The following is a 21,370-nucleotide window of genomic DNA, read 5'->3' on the forward strand; positions in this document are numbered from 1 at the left end:
ACCCTATGGTAATTCCTGAAAAATTGGGATGCCGAACCTTTGCACTCAAATAAAACATGAGATGCAAAAAACATTTTTAATCCTTCTAATGCTTGTTGCTCAGCTTAGTTATGGCCAGACAAAGGAGAAAAACGAAAGCCACAAAAGAGATGGCTTCACTATGGGAATCGGACTGGGAGCCGGAACTTTATCCTTAAACACCAAGCAATCTAATAACACTGCTTTCTCGGTCAGCCTCCCCAATATTAAGGTAGGATATATGCTTAAACCCAATTTGGAAATATTAGGCTTATTGCCTGGCGCCACCTACAAATCTGAAGGTAAGGACCGCGGCTTTGAAGCCTTTATGCTGGGAGCACAGTATTGGCCTAAAGAAAGATGGTGGCTTATGGGAGCCGCCGGACTCACCTTCGATGCCGCTGCTTTTTATACTGTTGAAGATCCCAATACCGCCGAATTCAATTTTGGTTTGCCCGCATTAAGCTTTGCCACTGGCTATGAAGTGTGGCGTAAAGGTAGAATGGCCATCGACCTGCAATACCGTTTTTTCTACGGGCAGGCGCAATTAAAGAATAATGGCCAGCGCAAAGGCATTGCGAATATGCTTATTATTGGCTTCAACATGTATTGATATGATAGCCTTAGCCCAATACGGCCTTTTAAGCATTTTAAGCCTGATGCTGCTTTTCCACCTCTTGATTCTCCTTAAGGCCATACCCTATGCAAGTGTATGGGGTGGCCGCCTTAAGAATGACCAAGAGATGTATCGCTTCGAAACTCCTTCGATACTGATTAATGCTCTTTTCTTGGCTATAGCCCTAATCAAAGCTGAGCTCCTTGGCATTCATCTTCCGGAGCTAGCCATGCAAATTAGCTTATGGATCATGGCTGCATTATTCGCCTTCAACACCTTTGGAAATTTAATGTCTAAAAACCGTTTGGAGAAAATGGTTTTTAGTCCCATCACCCTGGTCTTATGCACTTTTGTCGTGATATTAGCTTTGAGCTAGGCTTAAATCATTAATCAACGATAGCGATACTTCACTATCATATTCAAATGAGGTTCTTCTACTAAGCTTCCTAAACCATGGCCGCTGCCCATGGATCGCCAGCTTTCCATTTTCGGATATTTATACCAGGTGCGCCGCTGCTCACTACCCCGCAAATAATAGCGAATTCCGCCCATGGCCTTATACTCCGAATTCTGATGGATAAACTCCACCACCACGAAAAACGGCTCTTCAAATTTCAGCTGCCTGGCCTCCAGATTTAATTCCAAATAGCGACCGGAATAAGCGGGAATTAAAACAGGTTCAATAGCCAACATTTGTCCGGGCATTGAATCTTGTCGCGCATAAAAGGAAAGGCGTACTACATTGTCACCATTGCGTAGCTTTATTTTCAAATGATTCAATTGCAAGGGAAATTCGGTCGACCCGGGATCTATTAAATAGGCCATTTCCATTCCACTATTCGACCAGAGATTAATATCCGCATGCCGACCTTCCCAATCCACCTCCTTTTCGGAGCGCGGCTTTACCGTTACCGCTCCCAACATTTTCTGATCGGCTTTTAAATAGACTTGCTCAGGTTCATTTGGCGACCAAGGCAAAATAAAGGACTGATACCCCATACAGGAAAAGATCAGGGTATCCCCCTCCTGTACTAGAAGCGAAGCCTTCCCCTGTTCATCTGAATAGAGTAATCTGGCGGAACCGCGCTTTTGCACCTTTACATAGGGAATAAAACTACTGTCTTGGGCATCGAAAAATTGAAAATAACTTTGAGCTTGAACCGATTTTAATCCGATAATGGCAATAAAAATGACGGTGATTAGAAAACTAGTTTTTCGCATAGAATTAATTCAGACCTACTCTTAAAAAACGTCAAGCTTCCACTTTTCATGCTTTCCGTATTTCCATTTCATCAATTATTGCTCAAAACATTAGCAAGCTCATACAAGACTAAAAACAAGCGTTGTTTTTTAGCCTCCAATTCCTGAAACTCCGAATTGCGGAAATCCCTTAAGCCAGGCTTGCGATCTTTAGCTTCGATTCTGCCAATTTGAAACTGACCATCCTGCCACAGGATCACTTTTTTATGCATGGCGATTGGCCACTCCTTCTTGTCTTCTAATTCTCTTACAATAAGCAAATCCAAAACCCGTCCCTGCTCATTAATCCAAGGCAGACCTGCATGCGGCTCGAATGCCAGATAATCCGATTTTAAGGCAGGTAGAGGCAAACTAAGCTTCAAGAATTGATCCAGATCCTTAGTCTCGAAATAAGAACCTCGCTTTTCCGAACTGATATAATAAACCGGACTAAAACTTAAGGGCATCTTTTTAGGTCGCAGCTGATTACTGCTGCTCTTTACATAGTCCTTTTTAAAGATGTCGAAATGAAAGAGATCATTTACTGAAAGCTCTTTATTTAGCAAATCATCAGTAGAAATACCAAAATGTTTAGCAATTTCCATCAAAGTGGCAATCTTCGGCTCCGCCCTTCCTTCTTCATAAGCACCGATACTTGCCCGCTTCAAATCAAATAAATCTGCAAACTGACTCTGATTCAAGTTTTTAACGGAGCGTATCTTTTTTATATTCTTTCCAACGTATGACATATCCTAAAAATATTTTTGCTAATTCTTTTGGCAAAACTAAAAATATTAGTAGCTTAGCAGGGTAAAACTAAAAATAATAACATGAAAAGTGTGCTCTTCCTTTGGAAACGCCTTTTTGCCCCGCAGAAAAAACCTAATTTGGTGCCTATCTACGCTAAGCAAGAATCGCAAAAAATCAAATTTCTGAAACCATGACCCATCACTTTGATCGAGTAAAAAACTACCTCATTGATCTGGACTACAACATTACTTACGAGAACGCCGAGGAGGAGGTTTTCGTAGTGGAATATCCAGATGCTGGAATATACAACCTGGTGATTGCTGTCGCCGACCCGATTCTCATCATGGAACAATTCCTTTTCGAATTGAAAGAGGGCAAACCGGAAGTGTTTCGCAAACTTCTGGAAAAGAACCGCGATATCGTTCACGGTGCTTTCGCCCTCGATGAGACGGGGACTAGAGTGGTGTTTAGGGACACCTTACAATTGGAAAACATTGACCTGAACGAGATCGAGGGCTCGGTAAACTCCCTGGAACTACTCCTCAGTGAGTATTCTGATGAATTAATTGAATTTTCTAAAAACTAAGACATGAGTATTTTCAAACGACTTTTCAGCATCGGTAAAGCAGAAGCTAATTCGGCCCTCGACAAATTAGAGGACCCCATTAAAATGACCGAACAAGGGATTCGCGATCTTAAAGTTGATCTCGATAAAGCCCTGCAATCTTTGGCAGAAATCAAGGCCCTTAGTATTCGTGCTCGCAACGACACTAATACCTATCAGGCGAAAGCCAAGGACTACGAAAACAAAGCCATCGCCCTTTTACGCAAAGTGGAAAACGGTGAAATGGAAAGCAGCGAAGCCGACCGTTTAGCCGGTGAAGCCCTGAACAAGAAAAAGGAGAACGAAGCCTTGATGAATCAAGCGAAAGCTGATAAGGAAAAGTTCGATGGCAATATCGACTCTATGGACAGCAAGATTAAACGTCTTCGCCAACAAATCAGTCAATATGAGAACGAACTCAAAACCCTAAAAGCACGGGTGAAAGTGAGTTCTGCTACCAAGAATATTAATAAGCAAATGGCCCAAATCGATTCTTCGAGCACCGTAAGCATGCTGGAACGCATGAAAGACAAAGTAGCCGAAGAAGAAGCCCTGGCCGAAAGCTATGGCGACATTGCTAACGAAAGTCGCAGCCTCGATGAAGAGATCGACCGCGCCCTGGAAGACAGTGGCTCTGCCAGTGAAGATCTAGCTGCTTTAAAAGCAAAAATGGGTCTAAATAAAGACGCGAAGCCAGAAGGCGAAGGCGAAGCCAAGGACCCCCAATAAGATTAAACCATGACCGACTTCCTCAACCAAATATTTAACGGAGCTAATGCCATCCCCACGGCATTGCTCCTCTTCGTTGTCCTCTACTGGATTATCGTAATCCTGGGCTTTATCGGCACCGACTTTCTGGATATAGATCTGGATATCGACGCTGATGGTGAAGCCGACCTGGATGTTGATGGCGAAGGTGTGGAAGTCTCATGGATTAACAATGTTCTCCAGTTCTTCAACCTGGGTAAAATCCCCTTGATGATCTGGCTAAGCTTCGTAGCCCTACCCCTATGGTTTATTGCCGTGAACCTCAATCATTTCCTGGGCTTCGAAGGTTTTTTAAGCGGCTTATTGATCTTCCTACCCTCCGCTATCGTGAGTCTGTTCTTCGCCAAATTCGCCACCTGGCCTTTCGTGAAGATGTTTGAAAAGCTAGACGAAGACACCAAGGAAAAGGAACTGATTGGGCGAACAGCCATTGTAAGCTCAGCTGCCAGTGCTAGCAGTCGAGGGATGGCCGAACTAAGCTATAATGGCAGCCACCTCCGCATTATGATCCGTTGCCATGAAGGCCAAAGCGTAAAAAAGGGCGATCAAGTTCTTTTCATCCGCAAACTGAACGACCGTGGTGTATACCTGGTAGAACCCTATACTTCAATCGATTAATCAACAAAATCCTATGGAAATCTTCCAAAACACTCTGATGGTTTCGATCATCGTGGGCGTAGTGCTCATATTCGGAATCATCGCCCTCTTCTCAAAATTCTATTACAAAGCCTCCCAAGGCCAAGCACTGGTTCGTACTGGGGTTGGTGGTATTAAAGTAAGCTTCAATGGCATGATGGTAATCCCAGTCTTACATAAGATTGAGATTATGGACATCTCGCTCAATACTATTACCATTGAGCGGAAAAGCAAAGACGGCCTGGTATGTAAAGACAACCTGCGGGCCGATATTAGTGTAGCCTTTTACGTTCGCGTAAATGAAATGCAAGAAGATGTAAAGCGAGTAGCCCAATCCGTAGGCTGTAGTCGCGCCTCCTCCAAAGATGCCCTGCGCCTGCTCTTCGATGCCAAATTCTCAGAAGCCCTAAAAACAGTAGGTAAGAAATTTGACTTCGTAGACCTCTATAATCAGCGGGATGAATTCCGTAAGGAGATTATCGACATTATCGGCACCGACCTTAATGGCTATATTCTGGATGATGCTGCGATCGACTTCTTGGAACAAACTCCACTAGAGTCATTAGACCCCAACAATATTCTCGATGCCGAGGGGATCAAAAAGATTACTGAAATCACCTCGCGTGAAGCAGTGAAATCGAACTTCATCCTCCGTGATAAGGAGAAAACCATTAAACAACAAGATGTAGAAGCTCGTGAGGCTGTATTGGTTCTGGAACGTCAATTAGCCGAATCAGAAGAAAAGCAAAAACGGGAGGTTGCCAATATCCGAGCGCGTGAAGAGGCCGAAATTCTACGAGTTAATGAAGAAGAACGTCTTAAATCAGAACGGGCTCGCATTACTACTGAAGAAGAACTACAAGTGGCAGAAGAAAACAAATTACGCCAGGTAATTGTAGCTGCCAAAAACAAGGAACGCACCGAGGCCATTGAAAATGAGCGCGTAGAAAAAGACCGCCAATTGGAGGCCACCGAGCGTGAGCGTATCGTAACCCTCACCCAAATTGAGAAGGAAAAAGCGATTGAACACGAGCGCAAGAACATCCAAGAAGTGATCCGTGAGCGTGTGGCCATTGAGAAAACGGTGGTTGACGAAGAAGAGCGCATCAAAGATACCCGCGCTTATGCCGAAGCGGAACGTCTGAAAAAGGTTGCCTTAACGGAAGCCGAACAACGTGCTGAAGCAGCATTAGTAGAAGAAATCAAGCGTGCTGAAGCCGCCAAGCAATCCGCTGAGTTTAATGCCAAGCGCATGATCATTGACGCGGAAGCTGAACAACAAAGTGCCAGCCAAAAAGCCGAGGCGGTTAAAGTTCTCGCCGAAGCCGAAGCTGCCCGTGAAGCGGCTAAAGGAATGGCTGAAGCGCAAGTAATGGAAGCCAAAGCCGCCGCCCGTGAGAAACAAGGTGAAGCTGAAGCCAGCGTACTCGAAGACCAAGCATTGGCTGAAGCCAAAGGAATTGAAGCTAAATCTAACGCTCAAGCCGAAGCCGACCTCCGCATTGGTAATGCCGCCGCAGAAGTTGACAAAGCACGTGGCTTAGCCGAAGCCGAAGTAATTCGCAAGAAGGCTGAAGCCGATAAAGAGAAAGGCCTGGCCGACGCTCAGGTACTCTTCGAAAAAGCACAAGCCGAAGCCGAAGGTATCGATCGCAAAGCCAAAGCCATGAAGACCTTTAACGAGGCCGGTAAAGAGCACGAAGAATTTAAATTACGCTTGGATAAAGACCTGCAAATTGAATTGGCCGGCATCAATATCCAACGTGATATAGCCGATGCTCAAGCCGAAGTACTGTCGGAAGCACTTAAAAATGCCAAGATCGACATCGTGGGTGGCGAGCAAGTATTCTTCGATAAGATTGTAGGTGCCATTACCCAAGGTAAAGCGATGGACCGTACCGTGTACAACAGTGATATTTTCACGGAACTCAAAGGACAATTATTGGATCCTAATGGCAAGAGCCTTTTGCAACAGGTAAAAGAAATTTTCCAGGACTCCAATTTGAAAAGCGACGACATCCGCAATTTATCGGTAGCGGTATTCCTGAACCGCCTGATGTCGCAAACGGAAGACCCGGTGAAGCGCAGTAATCTGCAACAAATGTTGCAGCTCGCTAAAAGCTCCGGAATTGGCAACAATTCCGTGCAAGACCTGGGAATTCTCTAAAAACAAACAAAGGGGGCGAGCCTAAGCCTCGCCCCTAATTATTTTCTGAATGCCTGAAATCAACCCTACATCTGATTCTAAAGAACCCGGCCTGGAGGCAGGCAGCTACAGCATTATTCGCGAGCGTCTGCAAAAGCAGGGTAAAGACTTACAGCAAAGGCTCAACCAGCTAAACAGCGAGCGCCGGAAAGTATTTGGCGCCACAGAAACCAAGCTGATCGCCAATGAGCGTATCAGTACTGAGAACAACTGTTTGGCTCGCGACATTGTGCCGGTTGGCGATGACTTCTTTTGGTTCGGTTATAATGTGCAAATCGGACTGAAAGCCGAAACCAAGATTTCTGATGTATTTAGCGTGTATCTCTACGACCGCAAAGAACATCGCTTTCAAAGCGCGGATGCGGATGCTTTTGCCAATGAGCAGTTTCAGATTGATTTCCAAAACCTGTATCAATATTACCGCGAAACTCGCTTCAGCAAATTCGCGCTTATCGGCCCTCACCTTTTTATGGTATTCCAGGTGGGGAAAAGCACAGCCGATATCAAAACCTTTAAGTGGAGCCTTAAAAATGGTCGCTATGTATACGTTGATAATCGCAGCGATCACGAATTCCATTTTCCCGATCAGCATGAATTCCGCTGGACCAAGGTAAACCGCGACATGCACCGCAAGGGCCTGCATCCGCATATCTCCATCGCCGATCGTCTTTTTGTGGAAACCATTGGTGGCGACCTCACCCTAAAGGTGGAAGACAATACCAATACCGGCAAGGGCATTTATAACGAGGCCGTAGACAATGCCGATCAAACCCTGGATGATGCGGAAATTTTCTACGCCGAAATCGGCAACCTCATCATCTTAAAAGTACTGCCCTATCAGGAGGAGAAATTCCGTTACCTGATCTATAATGAAAAAATACAGGCGGTAAAACGGGTAGACGCCATTGAGGACTCCTGCGTTTTACTCCCTGAGGATCAGGGACTCATCTTCGCTAAGGGATATTATATCCAGAGTGGCGAGGTGAAATTATTCGACAATGAGCTGCAAAATATGCAGTTCGAAAAACGCATTAAATCGCCCAATGGCGAAGATGTGCTCTATGTTTTCTATCAGGCCGAAACCGGCACCTATGCCTTAATGCGTTATAACCTGATAGAGCAAGAAGTAGGCACCCCCATTATTTGCAGTGGCTACAGCCTCTTCGAAGATGGCGAACTTATTTACTTCCGGGCGGAAGCCGAGCAAAGCAAACACCACTTGATTCAGATTTGGCAAACGCCATTTTACTCGCCCAACCGCCAAACTCAGGTATCCGACCAAAGCTATATCGCCAAGGTTGGCAATAAAGAAATTGTAAGGGCCATGTCCGAGGCTCGCGACTTATTAAAGCTGGTATACAAGGGGGATAGCTATCAGAACCTTTACAGCGACATCACCAAAAAATCGGGCGACATCCTCGATGCTTACCATTGGCTTGGCGCCGAGGAAACCTATAAACTGGAAGTGCCCCTTTTACAGATTCGTCAAACGGCTAAGAGCGCCATTGATGAGTATGAAAAAGTGCTTCAATTACGCCGTGAAAGTGAGGCCGAGTTTTTGGCTTTCGCCGATGCGTCTACAGCGCAGTTAAAAGGCCTGAAAGCGGGCTTAGGTAATCATATTGATGAGTACGTAAAGCGCATGGCCGAGCTCCGCCACAGTCGGGGTCAGGTATTAAAGCTGCAAGAACTCCCCTACATCGACCTCGAAGGCTTAAAGGATTTGGAAGCACAATTGATTGAAGCCTCCGAAAAACTAGCCTCTGAAACAGCCAGCTTCCTGGTGAAGGACAAAGCGCTGGACCCCTATCGCCAAAAGCTCCAACAATTGCAAAAGCAGTCGGAGGAACTCAAGAAATCCATCGAGGCTAAAAAGCTGGAGGAGGAAAGCCTGAAGTTATCGCAGGAGTTGGAGATGCTTATCGAAACTGTGAGCAATCTGCAAATTGAGGATGCCACCCAAAGCACCGCCATCATTGATCGCATTTCGGAGCTCTATGCCGAATTCAATCAGGCGAAAGCCCATATCAAGCAAAAGCGTAAAAGCCTGGTTCAAACCGAAGGCGCCAGTGAGTTTAAAGCCCAATTGCGCTTAATTGACCAAAGCTTAAGCAATTACCTTGAGCTGGCGGATGAGCCTGAAAAATGCGACTCCTACCTCAATAAACTGATGATTCAGTTAGAGGAATTGGAAAGCCGCTTTTCGGAATCCGAAGAGTTTTTGGAGCAAATCAGCAGCCTGCGTGATGAGATTTACAACACCTTCGAAAGTCGGAAAGTACAGCTCAAGGAAGCCAAGAATCGCAAAGCCCTTAAACTTAGTGATGCCGGCAAACGCATTCTGGAAGGCATCGATCGTCGCATGCAACACATGAACAGCAGCGAAGAAATTCAGGCTTATTACGCTTCGGATTTTATGGTGCTCAAATTACGCGATCAGGCCAAAGCCCTTTTAGAACTAGGTGAATCTGTTAAGGCCGACGAATTAGAGAGCCTGCTTAAATCGACCTACGAAGAAGCATTACGTCAATTAAAAGACAAGCAAGAGCTCTATGCCGATGGCGACCAATTAATCCAATTGGGTAAGCATCGCTTTAGCATCAACCATCAAGATATAGACCTTTCCTTGGTGCAACGCAACGAAGCGCTGTTCCTGCACATTAATGGCACCGGCTTTTTTGAAGAAATCCAAAACCCGGAACTGGAAGCTTGCCGTCCGGTATGGAATCAAGCAGTACGCAGTGAAAACGAGCAGATCTATCGCGCCGAATATCTGGCCTACAGCCTATTCCAACAAGCTTTAGAACAAAAGGAATTGGACATTCAGCATTTAAAAACCCTGAGTCCAAAAGAATTAAAAGAGATTGTTCAAGCCAGCTTAAGTCAGCGCTTCCAGGAAGCCTATGTAAAAGGGGTGCATGATGAAGATGCCACTCTAATTTTGGATGCACTTATAAAATTGCACTTCAATTTGGGCGCTCTTCGTTACAGCTCTAAAGCGCGTTTATGGGCATTGTACGCCTGGGATAAATCCTGGACAACCGAAACCAAAAAGGCTCTGCAAGAAGATTTTGAACACATTCGCAGCATTTTACAGTTTTTCCCGGCCAGCCAAAGTTTCCAAAGCAGCATGGCAGAGCTTAAAAATTTACTGGGACAGGAAAGCGACATTGCCCGCTTCTTAAATGCAGATGAAGACGATCTGGAAGAAGCCACTGCCTTTTTATTCGATTGGCTAGCCCAAAGAGAAAAAATCAGCTTTAAAAAAGAAGCGCGTGAATTAGCAGAACAATTCACCCATGCTCTGAAGCGGAACAATGCCCTCAAGAATTTTGAGGCAGCAAGCAAAGTGAAGTCGAATGAAAATTGGCTACGGGCCAGTCACAGGACCTACAGCTGGCTTAAAGCTTATATTCAAGAGAGCAAGCTCAATTCTTCTGATGCAGAAATTTTAGAAGCTACTTATATCCTGGGCCTAAATAAACTGGAGCAAGAACAAGGTCATATATTAATCAGTAAAGTAGAACTGGAAGGACTACGCGGCGATCATCCTCGAATTGACGATGGCAAGCTAAATTTAGATTATCTGGATCTTAAAAATCGCTTGCAGGTCTTTATCGGCGAAAGCCAGCCTTTATTTGATCGTTTCCAAAAACTAAAAAAAGAGATCCTGAATCAGGAGCGCAAAAACATGGGGCTCAACGAGTTTAAACCTCGCATTATGAGCTCTTTCGTGCGCAATGAATTACTAGACAAAGTATACCTCCCCTTAATTGGTGATAACCTTGCCAAACAAATTGGTGCGGCGGGTAAAGACAAGCGCACCGACCTTATGGGCATGCTGCTTTTAATCTCCCCTCCTGGCTATGGTAAAACCACTTTAATGGAATACATCGCCGCCCGCTTAGGATTGGTTTTCATGAAAATCAATGGGCCAGCCCTAGGTCATTCGGTAACCAGCGTTGACCCCGAAAGTGCACCCAATGCTGGAGCGAGAGAAGAGCTTTACAAATTGAATTTGGCCTTTGAAATGGGCGACAATGTGATGATCTACCTGGACGACATCCAACATTGTAATCCCGAGTTTTTGCAAAAGTTCATCTCCCTTTGTGATGCCCAGCGCAAAATTGAAGGGGTATATAAAGGAGAGGCTAAAACCTATGATTTCCGCGGTAAGAAAGTAGCGGTGATCATGGCAGGAAACCCATATACCGAGAGTGGCGAGAAATTCCAAATTCCGGATATGTTAGCCAACCGGGCCGACATCTACAATTTGGGAGACATCATTGGCGGAAAAGCCGAGGCCTTCGAATTAAGCTATATCGAGAATGCCCTTAGTTCCAATCGGGCTTTAGCCGCCCTAAGCGACAAACCTCGTCAGGATTTAAAGAGCTTTATCCGCTCCATTGAAAATGAAAATCCTGAAAGCCTGGAATTAGAGGCGAACTACAGTGCTACCGAAAAGGAAGAAGTGCTCCGTATTTTGGAGCTGAGCTATCAGATCCGTAAAATTGTACTGGAGGTCAATAAGCAATACATACTTTCGGCTGGTCAGGCGGAAGCCTTTAGAACCGAACCTCCCTTTAAGTTGCAAGGTTCCTATCGGGACATGAATAAATTATGCGAGAAGCTGAGTCCTCTGATGAATAATTCGGAGTTAGAGCAAATCCTGCTTTCGCATTATGAAAATGAGTCGCAAACCCTTACTCAGGGTGCCGAATTTAACTTCCTCCGCCTGAAGCAAATGCTCGGAAAGATCGAAGAGGAGGAGCAATCGCGACTGAATGAAATTATTAAGGTTTTCCGCAAGCAGCAGGAAGCCAAGGGCTACGGCTCCAATCAAGTAGCCCCCATTGTGGAAAGATTGGAGCAAATGGGGCTGGGATTGCAGGACTTGGTTCGCATCTTCGCCCAAGAACGAAAACTAAAAGAAAACAATAGCAATGAGTCTATTTAAAAATCTCTTTGGTGGCAAGAAGGAAGATCCCAAGCCCTTTAGCCGCACACCCCTGGACCTGGATCTGGGTTATATCTTCGAGTACGATATGCAATCCTGGGAAGTAATGGCTGTCTACGAATACGACTGGGGTGATGAGGATTTCAGTAAGGAGTTCAAGGTAAGTGACGGTCAAAACACCTATTACTTATCGGTAGAAGATGATGATGAAATTGAAATGACCTGGTCAAAGAAAATCCCTCTACGCTCTATCGAAGGCCCTATCGCCCAGCAGATTGAAGAGGATGAACGTCCGCCCGAAACCATCGTTTACGAATCGCGCACCTATTATCTAGATGAAGAAAGTGCCGGTTATTTCCACGAAAAAGGCAGCGATGAAAATGCCTGGGCCGAATTTATGGTTTGGGATTATTACGATAAGAAAGAAGAATATCAACTCAGCATCGAACAATGGGGACCACGCTCCTTTGAAGCTTCCCATGGAAAGGTGCTAAAGAGCTACGAGATATCCGACATTTTACCTCGAGAACAATGATTATGAAACAGTTCTATCGCGCATTAGGCCTGGGGGCATTGGTCCTGCTTATTCAGGCTTGTACTTCACAAGGACCAAGCTTCCGGAAGAATCCGGTTGACGACCTGATCAAGGACATGACTGAGGTTCCTGACTTCAGCATTATCCTCTACGATATGAATTTCGATGAGCAGTCGGAACAATATCAACATCAATATCGCATCCTTAAGGAGCCTCAGGGTTCCGACAGCATTCTCAGCGAAACCACCGGTTGGCTGCAAGTAAGCCCCGAATATTTCAATGAGCAGGTGGATAATATGGGGATGACGATAGTTTCTAAAACCAATGGAACGGTGGACAAAAAAGTAAGTCCACCCGGATATAACCAATATGTAGGCAATGAAAAATACGGACAATGGCGCCAACAATCGGATGGTAGCAGCTTTTGGGAGTTTTACGGAAAGTACGCCTTCCTCCGCAGTGTTCTGGGTTTTGGCTACTCTCCTATTTACTACGGGGGTTGGTACGATTACCGTCGCAACTATTACCCCTACGGACGCACCTATTACGGTACCGCTAGCAGTGGAAGAGGCAACCGATTTGGAACTACCGGCAGCCACAACAGCAGCCGAAGCACCGCTTCGACCTGGAACAGTAAAGACCAAAGTTTCAAAAACAGAGTCCGCAGCCGGGTACAAAGAAGTGCCAGCCGCAGTAGGACCAACCGCAGTGGATCGCGCTACCGGAGTGGATCCAGCAGCCGTGGACGTGGATTTGGAGGAGGTAAATAAGCTAAAAAAGGAAAGACATGACTACAGAGATATTAGCAAACGAATGGATGAACGATCTCCTTCTCTTTGGCATTTATTTGGCAAGTTCCCTAATCCTCCTCTACCTTGGTAAATGGGTCTTTAAGTGGACTAAATCCTCCATTAAAGTTAGAGAAGAACTGGTAGAAAAAGATAACCTCGCTTTTAGCTTTGCTTATACCGGCTATTTCGCAGGTTTACTTATGGCGGTTGGCTCGGCGATTTATGGCGAATCCAACGGACTGTTGATCGACCTCGAAGACATGGCGATTTATGGCATCCTGGCCATTATACTGCTTAACCTCTCCTCCTTGATTATCGACCACATCAATTTGCGTCGCTTTTCGATATGGAAGGAGATTACCGTAGACCGTAATGCCGGCATGGGTATTATCGAAGGAGCTAATTTCCTCGCCTCGGGCTTGATCATCTTTGGCGCCATTACCGGCGAAAGTGGCGGTTTGACCTTCGGGATATACACCGCTATTGCTTACTGGGCTTTAGGTCAGATCCTGATTGTAATCGCCACGGCACTATACGATCGCTTAATGCCTTATTCCCTCCACGATGAAATCGAAAAGGATAATAATGCTGCTGGTGTGGCTTTCGCCGGATTAATTATCGCGGTAGCCAATTTGATTCGCCACGGCTTAATGGGCAATTTCGAAAGCTGGGATCAAACTCTTTTAGAGGTAGCTTATGAAACCGGAATTGGATTAGTGGTTTTACCCCTTATCCGCACTTTAGTGGATCGCATTTTACTTCCCGACCGAAAGCTAAGTGACGAAATTGCCGCTCAGGAAAAACCCAATGTGGGCGCCGGCTTAATTGAAGCCTTTGGCTATATCGGAGGATCCGTACTCATTATATGGTGCATCTAAAGTGAAAAACCGCCGCTCCCCCTTTTTGAAATTAGCCCTCTTCGCCACCGGATTATCCGGAATTGTAGCGGAGTACATTTTATCTACTCTGGCTACTTATTTTATTGGCGATTCGGCGGTGCAGTGGTCCCTCATTGTATCGGTGATGCTCTTTTCAATGGGGCTCGGTTCCCGTATCAGTAAATACCTGGAGGGCAATTTACTGATCAAATTTATTGGCGTTGAATTCGCGCTAAGCCTACTGGTTTCCTTCTCCTCCCTCATCGCTTATTCTGCAGCCGGATTTACCGACTATGTTGGAATAATCATTTATGGGATGAGCATATTGATTGGCTTATTAATTGGATTGGAAATCCCCTTGGTGATACGCCTCAATGAGGAGTTTGAAAGCCTGAAGGTGAATATCGCCTCAGTGATGGAAAAGGATTACCTCGGCTCTCTCGTGGGAGGATTATTCTTTGCCTTTGTAGGATTACCCATCTTAGGCCTTACCTATACTCCCTTTATTTTGGGATTCATCAATTTATTGGTTGCGGTGGGATTGTTTATCACCGTAAAGCGTGAATTGGGCTCTAAGTTTAATGCCCGCATCACGATTAGCTCCGGCATTATTGTGTTAGTGATGTTCGCCGGCATTACCCAGGCACAGGATATCATTCTTTTTGGCGAACAAAAGCGCTATAAGGATAAGGTGGTCTTCTCTGCCCAAAGCAAATATCAGAAGATAGTAATGACCCAATGGAAGGATCATTACTGGCTTTACCTCAATGGCAATCAGCAGTTGAGCACTTTGGACGAGGACAAATACCACGAGGCATTAGTCCACCCGGCAATGAAGCTTAGTCATGAAGTAAAGGACGTTTTAATCCTCGGTGGCGGTGATGGTTGCGCTGCGCGTGAGGTTTTAAAATACCCTTCGGTAGAAGGCATCACAGTGGTCGATTTAGATTCGATGATGACGGGTTTAGCCACACGCCACCCGATTTTAACTGAGCTAAACGACTCCTCTTTCTCCCATCCAAAAGTGAAGGTGCTAAATGCCGATGCCTTTACCTGGCTAGAGAACAGCAATGCTTTCTTTGATGTGATCATGATCGATCTCCCCGATCCGCGATCGGTTGAATTAAATCGCATGTATACGGAGGAGTTTTACCGCATCTGTAATCTGAAGCTACGCCCCCATGGAGTATTAATAACTCAGGCTGGCAGTCCTTACTTCGCGACCAAGGCTTTTAAATGCATTGATAAAAGTATGGTGGCGGCGGGCTTCGAAACCCTCCCCTTGCACAACCATGTCCTAACCTTGGGAGAATGGGGTTGGGTACTAGGTCAAAAGCAAGGTTGGACTCAAGGTGAATTAAAACAGCGAGCGCGTAGTTTAAGATTTGAGGATATTGATACCCATTGGTTAAACAATGAGGCTATGTTGATGATGAGCTCTTTCGGCAAGGAAATTTATTTTGAGGTGAATGACAGTATTGAGATAAACCACATTCAGGATCCGGTGCTGTATCGCTATTATTTAAAAGGAAATTGGGACTTATATTAAGATGGAAGAAACGAAGATTTACAACTTCCGCTTTTGGATAAAGCTCAAGGATGAAAAAGAAATTAGTCCCCTCTTGGAAAAAATGCTCCGAGAGGCTGGATACGGTATCGTGGGTTTTGTAGAACATCACTTTCAACCCCAAGGCTATACCTGCACCTGGCTGTTAAGCGAGAGCCACTGTGCCCTGCACACCTTCCCAGAAGAAGGTCGGTCCTACGTAGAACTCAGCGGATGTTCGGAAGAAAAAAGTCAACACTTTATTGATGCCACATTTAAGCTTTGGAAAGATTATATTCGCCTTCACGACCAATCAAATTGCTAAATGAAGGGAAGCCACTTACTAACCTGCCTCACATTAATTCTTAGCAGCTGGGCATCTGCGCAGCAATATTCCATCATTATACACGGAGGTGCCGGAAACGGCCTCAAACCGGAAAACTATACTGAAGTTCAAAAAGCAGCTTTCCACGTGGGCCTAAATCGCGCGCTGGCTGTTGGTGACTCAGCCCTAAATGCGGGCACTCCCGGACCCGAAGTGGTAAGCTTGGTCTTACAGGTTTTAGAAAATGACACTTTATTTAATGCTGGCCGCGGGGCAGTATTAACCTACGATGGCAAAGCCTCAATGGATGCCTCCATTATGGATGGTGCTACCGGAGAAGCCGGAGCAGTTGCCGGTATCTCTTGTATTAAAAATCCCATCACCGCTGCCCTGGCGGTTTTACGCTATTCGGATCATGTACTTTTAAGTGGCTCAGGGGCCGATGATTTTGCGCAACTCCATGGAGGTACTTGTGTGGATCCGAATTACTTTCTAATTAATAGTAATCTTAAAGTACTGCGTAAGATTCGTGGTGACCAAGGTGCATTGGATAGCCTCATTGACCATAAAATGGGAACGGTAGGTTGCGTAGTTCGCGATCGTGAAGGAAATATCGCTGCAGGTACATCTACCGGTGGTTTAATGGCCAAGAAATACGGACGCATTGGGGACTCTCCCATCATTGGAGCTGGCACTTATGCTGATAATGCTTCAGTAGGAGTAAGTTGCACCGGACATGGCGAATATTTTATTCGTAATGTGATTGCCTATCAATTAGCTGCCCGCTATTTGTATTTGAAGGAAGGCGGACAAGAAGCAGCCGATTATATGATCCACGATTTATTGAGCGGGCAAAAGGCTTTTGGGGGCTTGATCGGTATTGATGCCAAGGGTGAATTCTTCTATGCCTTTAATACCGTCGGGATGTTACGTGGCTTTAAGCGCGAAGGAGAAGCGGCTCAGACCTATATTTTCGATTTACAAGAAAGATAATCGAGCTGAAAATCAAAAGCTTGAAAGCAGCTCACAATTTTCTCGCATTTTTTTAGCCCTAATGTGCAGCACAAAAGAAAAAAGGATTCTATATTTGCCGTCCCAAAACGGAAGGGGCGCTTAGCTCAGCTGGTTCAGAGCACCTCGTTTACACCGAGGGGGTCGGGGGTTCGAATCCCTCAGCGCCCACCAAATTAAAAGCCATACGAAAGTGTGGCTTTTTTCATTTCTAAAGGTCACAAGCATTTCAAATAGGCCTTCGCCCCCTTCCAAATTCCTATTACCTTTACTGCGACCCCCGGAAACGATATTCAAAACTTGATTATGCGCGACCATTCTATTCCTGCTGTCCTCTTTAATGAAGATTCTAAGGCTCCGCATCGCGAATGCCGAATCTGCCAGAAAAACCTCATGGACGGACAGCTCTATGCGATCCAAAAAGTATTTAAGAATTACCCTGATCAAGAAGCACGGGCCCTCTTCGATTTTGCCCTTTGCAAAAACTGCATGGAGCAAGCCCGGGCCGAGCTCAGCAAAGAATCACGACAGCGGATAGATCAATTTATGATGGAAGGCCTCGAAAATTTGGAAGCCAGTGGCGAAGAAGCCGCCGATCGTTGGGAGCAAAATCGCTGTACCCTTAGCGGCACCTACTTGCAAGAAAGTAGCGAATTTCAAATGATGGCCGTTTGCCAGGGCGAAACTTTAGTAGATAGTCCGGTTTGCCTAAGCGCCGAAATGCTGGAAGCCATTCAAGAACTTTTATCGCCCGAAAGCCGAGAAGAACTGAACCGTTTTTCGGAAAACAATTTTGGCTGGCCGCCCGAGCTCAAGAAAGCTTTGGTGGATGGGGATATTGTTTTGTTGTAAAGTCTGAATCGAATTGCGAGTACAAAATCTGAATCGAATTTTAGGCATGGATCGAATTTGCAATTCGATTCATAACACTAAAACCGAATCCTAAGCCCATTATCAATCTTATAAGTAAGATTGGGAATATCGGCAGCTTGCACCGGCTCGGCATCGTAATTAAGCTGCGCACTTACGGTAAAGGCCCAATGCGATCCGAGTTTAAAAGCCAATTGATTTTGAAAGCTTAAGCGCCAATCCGACCAATCATCCAAGCGGGGTTGGTAATAAGTTACAGATGACCATTGCAGCCGATCTTTATACTGATAAAACATACTTACATAGGAGCTCAGTCGCCAATCAAAATGCTGAATTCCGGTTTCCCTTTCCAAATCATCTTCATACATGAACAGATGCCCGGTAAAGAATTGGAAATTGCCCTTTTGATCAATGCTCAGGCGTGGTCCGAGACCATATAAGATCCGCCTTTCAATTTGCAGCGGTAGGTCACTTTGCAGCTGACTAAAGACCTCCCAATCCCAAGATTCAGATAATTGCTTTACGTAGCGGAAATGCAAAAACCCCGATTGGGCAAAATCAGTGTTATCGGTAAAATTGAAGTGCAAAGAATTAAGCAATAGCAAGCGATGACCGGCTCTTTGATAACGGAGCAAGAAATTATTTTCAATATCAACCACTTGTTGAGTATTCCGAAAGATGTTGAAACTTAAATCGTCTTGGAAAAGCCAGCGACTGGAATCGCGCTGAAAACGCAATTGCTCAATATTTACAATCTGTGCCGGTAGACTTGCCCAAAGCAAACTAAAAAAGAGAACTTTGCGTAATATTGATAGGGTATTCACAGGGCAAAAATAAATAGTCCCGGCCGGAGCCAGGACTATTTCGACCAAAAGGTCATGTCATGAAACATTTGAAAACTCTACTCAGGTCAAATATAAAACCTTTACCAAGAAAAACAAATAAGAATCAGTCTTGATTAACAAACACTTATAAAATTTTATGTTTAAAAAAAGCATTTTTTCTGTCAGCCTCGCACTTTTAGTTTTCAGCCCTCTTTTGAGTTCAGCGCAAGAGGAAGCAAAAAAAGATCCGGAAGGCAAAGAACTACGTCAGGATATTGACAGCTTTTTAGGAGATCAACTGGAGAGCCACGAGAAAAAGTCGCTTAATCTACGCATGCGAGATATCGGAAGTCTTGAGAATGAACCTTATGCCTGGAAAGAGTTCTTCCGACTGGAGACCAAAGATGAATATGAGAATACCTTGGGCTATACCACCGAACGCGAATACTATTTCTTATTCTATCACTATGAAACGGTAGTGGATCGCCAGTATGCCTTGAAATACTGGTTAGAGAGCTTTATTGAAGGAGAATCCATTCGCCCCGGTCGTGGTAAACGTACTTATGATTACGCCAAGCCAACCATTATCCTTATAAATCCCACCAATATCATCATCATGAATTACGACTGTAAGTATTATGATGACTATGATTTTGAGGATTGGCGAGATCGTATGATCAAATACTTTGGTGATAAGGACAGCACCATAGTGATTGAGCTAAAATGCGATGGTCCTTTGGAATGGACCCTCAATGCGCCTGATCCAAAAAATCGGGAACTTTTCTAAGACTCATCTTCTAATTGCGCCTGGCGCTCTTCCAATTGCTGGATGTATTTCCCAAAGGTTTTGCGATTCATCCATCGGGCCAACCAATGCGATAAAGGCGTAACCAAGACCATCACTATAATTAGGGTGATCAATATCTTAGAATCTGCTAAAGCCTCTTCCAGGCTCATCTTTTGTAATAAGCTCAGGAAGAACCCACTGGCGGCAGCAATAGGATAAAGAATTAATCCCCCAATCTCTTCCTGCCTTAGGGTGGCCTTCACATTATGCAGATAGGCTATAAGAGTAGTTTTCGCATCGGCCCCAGCCATATGAAAAGAGCGTGCCTTGCGGTAACGTTGAATAAAGAATACCAGGCCGATAAGGTGAGCGGCAATAATAATCCCAAATAACAACTGTGTAAGCCAGCTATCTACTAGCCAAAGGGCAATAAGATAAAGGGGCGTAAACAAGAGGGTAAAGCCAATTTTCCAAGCCAGACGCTTATTGAGCTTTCGCACTGCATCCGCACCCCGCGAAGTTAATCCGGCCCGGATCTCTTCGCCCGTAAGGCGTGCCTCCTCTCCTTGGAGGGATTTCCAGGTATCTTCAATTTTCATCTTCGTCGTTCTTGATCGCATGGCCTAGCTTTTCCTTAATGCGGTGTAAGCGTACTGCCACATGATTTTTACTGATTCCTGAAATCAGGGCGATTTCATCATTCGAATAGCCGTCGAGGTGAAGCATTATCACCAATTTCTCGGCATCGTTTAGGGTTCTAATATGGGCCATCAGCAAAGCTCGCTCATCTCCATCAGGGGCCACTTGCCAATCCTTGTCAAAACCTTCGTATTCCTTCGTTTCCTTCTTTACATGAGTAAGGGCAGTATTGAGGGCCACCCGGTACAACCAGGTAGAAAACTTGGACTTCCCCTTAAAACGAGGATAGGAACGCCAGGCCTGATATACTACTTCCTGCCGCAAATCCTGTTCATCTGCCTGGTTTTTGGCATAAATGCGCGTCACCTTGTAGATGATGCCACTATGCTCTTCCAGCAATTGAACAAATTCCTGTTCCCGCTTGTCGCTCACCTGTTTATTTTATGGGCTTAAGGGTAAATCCACGAGCTTCCAACAATTGAATCAAGCCCTTTTCTCCAGGCAAATGCAAGGCACCTACGGCAATAAACAAGCCACCTTTTTGCAATTGAATTTCGAGCTTCTCCACCCAATTCAAATTGCGCTGATCGATCATTACCTCCATATCTGAAAGGCCACCCTCCCACTCCATGGCACTCTGATAGAGTGCGTCCAGATCATTGGCATGATAGGCCGTAATAATACCCGACATCATATCTCCGGAAGGCGCTCCTTCTTTTAATACATCTAAAAGATCTTGCAATTGTTCTTCTTCAGTTTGACTGCTAAAAAGTATTTCAAACTGCTCTTGCATGGTCTCTAACTCAATTAGCTTTTTGCTGGCTTTCTTGGCCTCTGCCGCGAAATGCATATCTAAAGGCATACCCGCATAATCAAGGGAGTCCGGGGTTAACTCTTCGGCCAAATATCCAGCATAAGTCGTGCTTAAAACAATGGGCTTCATCTGATCGTAAACTGCCAGATCTGTCCCAATTAAGGGCTCCAACTCACGCTTTAATAGTTGATAATCGGCTGAATCCGTCATGGCTTTAAGTGATTTATTCATAATCATGAGATAAGCCAATTGCATCATTTGTGAGCTATCGATAACCGTTTCAACCACCACAGCATTAGAAGCCTCAAAAGCTTCCATCACTTTGGGACGTTCGGTCAAAAAATCAGAACCCAGCAGATGATAGGTTCCATAGAGGTAAGACTTTTTACCCTCGGGACTTTCTACTTCCCAAAAAAGTGAGGACTGCGCTTGACCTTGCCAAACAAAGGCCAGACTTAAAAATAAGCCGTAAACTATATTTTTCATGGAGGCTGTTTATGACTATTAGTAAACAGAAGGGCCAATTTATTACAGTTCCTTTAAAAAAAGTGAGGCC

The 21,370-nt window shown here is 45.0% G+C and carries 21 protein-coding genes and 1 tRNA gene; 16 read left to right on the top strand and 6 right to left on the bottom strand.

Annotated features, from left to right (window positions below):
* Window positions 1–61 precede the first annotated feature (61 nt).
* Together ACO05P_RS09230 and ACO05P_RS09235 are read left to right on the top strand one after the other, a co-directional pair.
* On the top strand, window positions 62–631 hold the full coding sequence (locus ACO05P_RS09230) for a hypothetical protein (RefSeq protein WP_421750332.1): 570 nt from the start codon (window positions 62–64) through the stop codon (window positions 629–631).
* Between the two features lies 1 nt (window position 632).
* Window positions 633–1,010: a hypothetical protein gene (locus tag ACO05P_RS09235; protein ID WP_421750334.1), complete on the top strand. Its 378-nt coding sequence runs from the start codon at window positions 633–635 to the stop codon at window positions 1,008–1,010.
* Window positions 1,011–1,024: 14 nt separating this feature from the next.
* Here ACO05P_RS09235 and ACO05P_RS09240 read toward each other — a convergent pair whose 3' ends face one another.
* Together ACO05P_RS09240 and ACO05P_RS09245 are read right to left on the bottom strand one after the other, a co-directional pair.
* Window positions 1,025–1,855, bottom strand: coding sequence for a hypothetical protein (locus ACO05P_RS09240; protein WP_421750336.1), 831 nt, complete (start codon window positions 1,853–1,855; stop codon window positions 1,025–1,027).
* 71 nt (window positions 1,856–1,926) lie between these two features.
* Complete coding sequence (locus ACO05P_RS09245; protein WP_421750338.1) at window positions 1,927–2,622, bottom strand: helix-turn-helix domain-containing protein; 696 nt, start codon at window positions 2,620–2,622, stop codon at window positions 1,927–1,929.
* A gap of 191 nt (window positions 2,623–2,813) precedes the next feature.
* Here ACO05P_RS09245 and ACO05P_RS09250 point away from each other — a divergent pair, with 191 nt between their 5' ends.
* The 13 genes from ACO05P_RS09250 to ACO05P_RS09310 all read left to right on the top strand — a co-directional run bounded on the left by ACO05P_RS09250 (window position 2,814) and on the right by ACO05P_RS09310 (window position 17,732).
* Window positions 2,814–3,209, top strand: a complete 396-nt coding sequence (locus ACO05P_RS09250; protein WP_210759745.1) for a YbjN domain-containing protein — start codon at window positions 2,814–2,816, stop codon at window positions 3,207–3,209.
* A gap of 3 nt (window positions 3,210–3,212) precedes the next feature.
* Window positions 3,213–3,956, top strand: a complete 744-nt coding sequence (locus ACO05P_RS09255; RefSeq protein WP_421750340.1) for a PspA/IM30 family protein — start codon at window positions 3,213–3,215, stop codon at window positions 3,954–3,956.
* Between the two features lie 9 nt (window positions 3,957–3,965).
* Window positions 3,966–4,613 carry a hypothetical protein gene (locus ACO05P_RS09260; RefSeq protein WP_421750342.1) on the top strand — a complete coding sequence of 216 codons (648 nt, stop codon included), beginning with the start codon at window positions 3,966–3,968 and terminating at the stop codon, window positions 4,611–4,613.
* A gap of 13 nt (window positions 4,614–4,626) precedes the next feature.
* Entirely contained in the window at window positions 4,627–6,798 is a 2,172-nt protein-coding gene (locus ACO05P_RS09265; protein ID WP_421750344.1) for a flotillin family protein, read from the top strand.
* Between the two features lie 49 nt (window positions 6,799–6,847).
* Complete coding sequence (locus tag ACO05P_RS09270) at window positions 6,848–11,794, top strand: DNA repair ATPase (protein WP_421750345.1); 4,947 nt, start codon at window positions 6,848–6,850, stop codon at window positions 11,792–11,794.
* Window positions 11,781–12,329 (top strand): DUF4178 domain-containing protein, encoded by a 549-nt coding sequence (locus tag ACO05P_RS09275; protein WP_421750346.1) that lies wholly within the window; start codon window positions 11,781–11,783, stop codon window positions 12,327–12,329. Before ACO05P_RS09270 ends, ACO05P_RS09275 begins: the two co-directional genes overlap by 14 nt.
* 2 nt (window positions 12,330–12,331) lie before the next feature.
* Window positions 12,332–13,099 (top strand): hypothetical protein, encoded by a 768-nt coding sequence (locus tag ACO05P_RS09280; protein ID WP_421750347.1) that lies wholly within the window; start codon window positions 12,332–12,334, stop codon window positions 13,097–13,099.
* Window positions 13,100–13,116: 17 nt separating this feature from the next.
* Window positions 13,117–13,998, top strand: a complete 882-nt coding sequence (locus ACO05P_RS09285) for a DUF350 domain-containing protein (protein ID WP_421750348.1) — start codon at window positions 13,117–13,119, stop codon at window positions 13,996–13,998.
* Window positions 13,999–14,023: 25 nt separating this feature from the next.
* Window positions 14,024–15,547 (top strand): polyamine aminopropyltransferase, encoded by a 1,524-nt coding sequence (locus tag ACO05P_RS09290; RefSeq protein ID WP_421750349.1) that lies wholly within the window; start codon window positions 14,024–14,026, stop codon window positions 15,545–15,547.
* Between the two features lies 1 nt (window position 15,548).
* Window positions 15,549–15,869, top strand: a complete 321-nt coding sequence (locus tag ACO05P_RS09295; protein ID WP_421750350.1) for an S-adenosylmethionine decarboxylase family protein — start codon at window positions 15,549–15,551, stop codon at window positions 15,867–15,869.
* Window positions 15,870–16,862 (top strand): isoaspartyl peptidase/L-asparaginase family protein, encoded by a 993-nt coding sequence (locus tag ACO05P_RS09300; protein ID WP_421750352.1) that lies wholly within the window; start codon window positions 15,870–15,872, stop codon window positions 16,860–16,862. It begins immediately after the preceding gene.
* Between the two features lie 114 nt (window positions 16,863–16,976).
* Window positions 16,977–17,054: transfer RNA gene (locus tag ACO05P_RS09305), tRNA-Val, on the top strand.
* Window positions 17,055–17,186: 132 nt separating this feature from the next.
* Complete coding sequence (locus tag ACO05P_RS09310) at window positions 17,187–17,732, top strand: hypothetical protein (RefSeq protein ID WP_421750353.1); 546 nt, start codon at window positions 17,187–17,189, stop codon at window positions 17,730–17,732.
* 77 nt (window positions 17,733–17,809) lie between these two features.
* Here the strand turns inward: ACO05P_RS09310 and ACO05P_RS09315 are convergent, their stop codons facing one another.
* Complete coding sequence (locus ACO05P_RS09315) at window positions 17,810–18,574, bottom strand: DUF481 domain-containing protein (RefSeq protein WP_421750354.1); 765 nt, start codon at window positions 18,572–18,574, stop codon at window positions 17,810–17,812.
* A 214-nt stretch (window positions 18,575–18,788) separates the two neighbouring features.
* Here ACO05P_RS09315 and ACO05P_RS09320 point away from each other — a divergent pair, with 214 nt between their 5' ends.
* A complete protein-coding gene (locus ACO05P_RS09320; protein ID WP_421750355.1) occupies window positions 18,789–19,361 on the top strand; it encodes a hypothetical protein in 573 nt (190 codons plus the stop codon).
* On the opposite strand, the gene ACO05P_RS09325 is transcribed toward ACO05P_RS09320, so the two are convergent.
* Genes ACO05P_RS09325 through ACO05P_RS09335 form a run of 3 tightly spaced genes read right to left on the bottom strand, consistent with a single transcriptional unit; the run spans window position 19,358 to window position 21,300 of the window.
* Complete coding sequence (locus ACO05P_RS09325; protein ID WP_421750356.1) at window positions 19,358–19,981, bottom strand: hypothetical protein; 624 nt, start codon at window positions 19,979–19,981, stop codon at window positions 19,358–19,360. The genes ACO05P_RS09320 and ACO05P_RS09325 overlap by 4 nt on opposite strands.
* Window positions 19,950–20,432, bottom strand: coding sequence for an RNA polymerase sigma factor (locus ACO05P_RS09330; protein WP_421750357.1), 483 nt, complete (start codon window positions 20,430–20,432; stop codon window positions 19,950–19,952). Before ACO05P_RS09330 ends, ACO05P_RS09325 begins: the two co-directional genes overlap by 32 nt.
* A gap of 4 nt (window positions 20,433–20,436) precedes the next feature.
* Window positions 20,437–21,300: a TraB/GumN family protein gene (locus ACO05P_RS09335; protein WP_421750358.1), complete on the bottom strand. Its 864-nt coding sequence runs from the start codon at window positions 21,298–21,300 to the stop codon at window positions 20,437–20,439.
* Between the last annotated feature and the right edge of the window lie 70 nt (window positions 21,301–21,370).

This window comes from Croceimicrobium sp. (genome assembly GCF_965228705.1).
In the GTDB taxonomy this organism is placed as follows: Bacteria; Bacteroidota; Bacteroidia; order Flavobacteriales; family Schleiferiaceae; genus Croceimicrobium.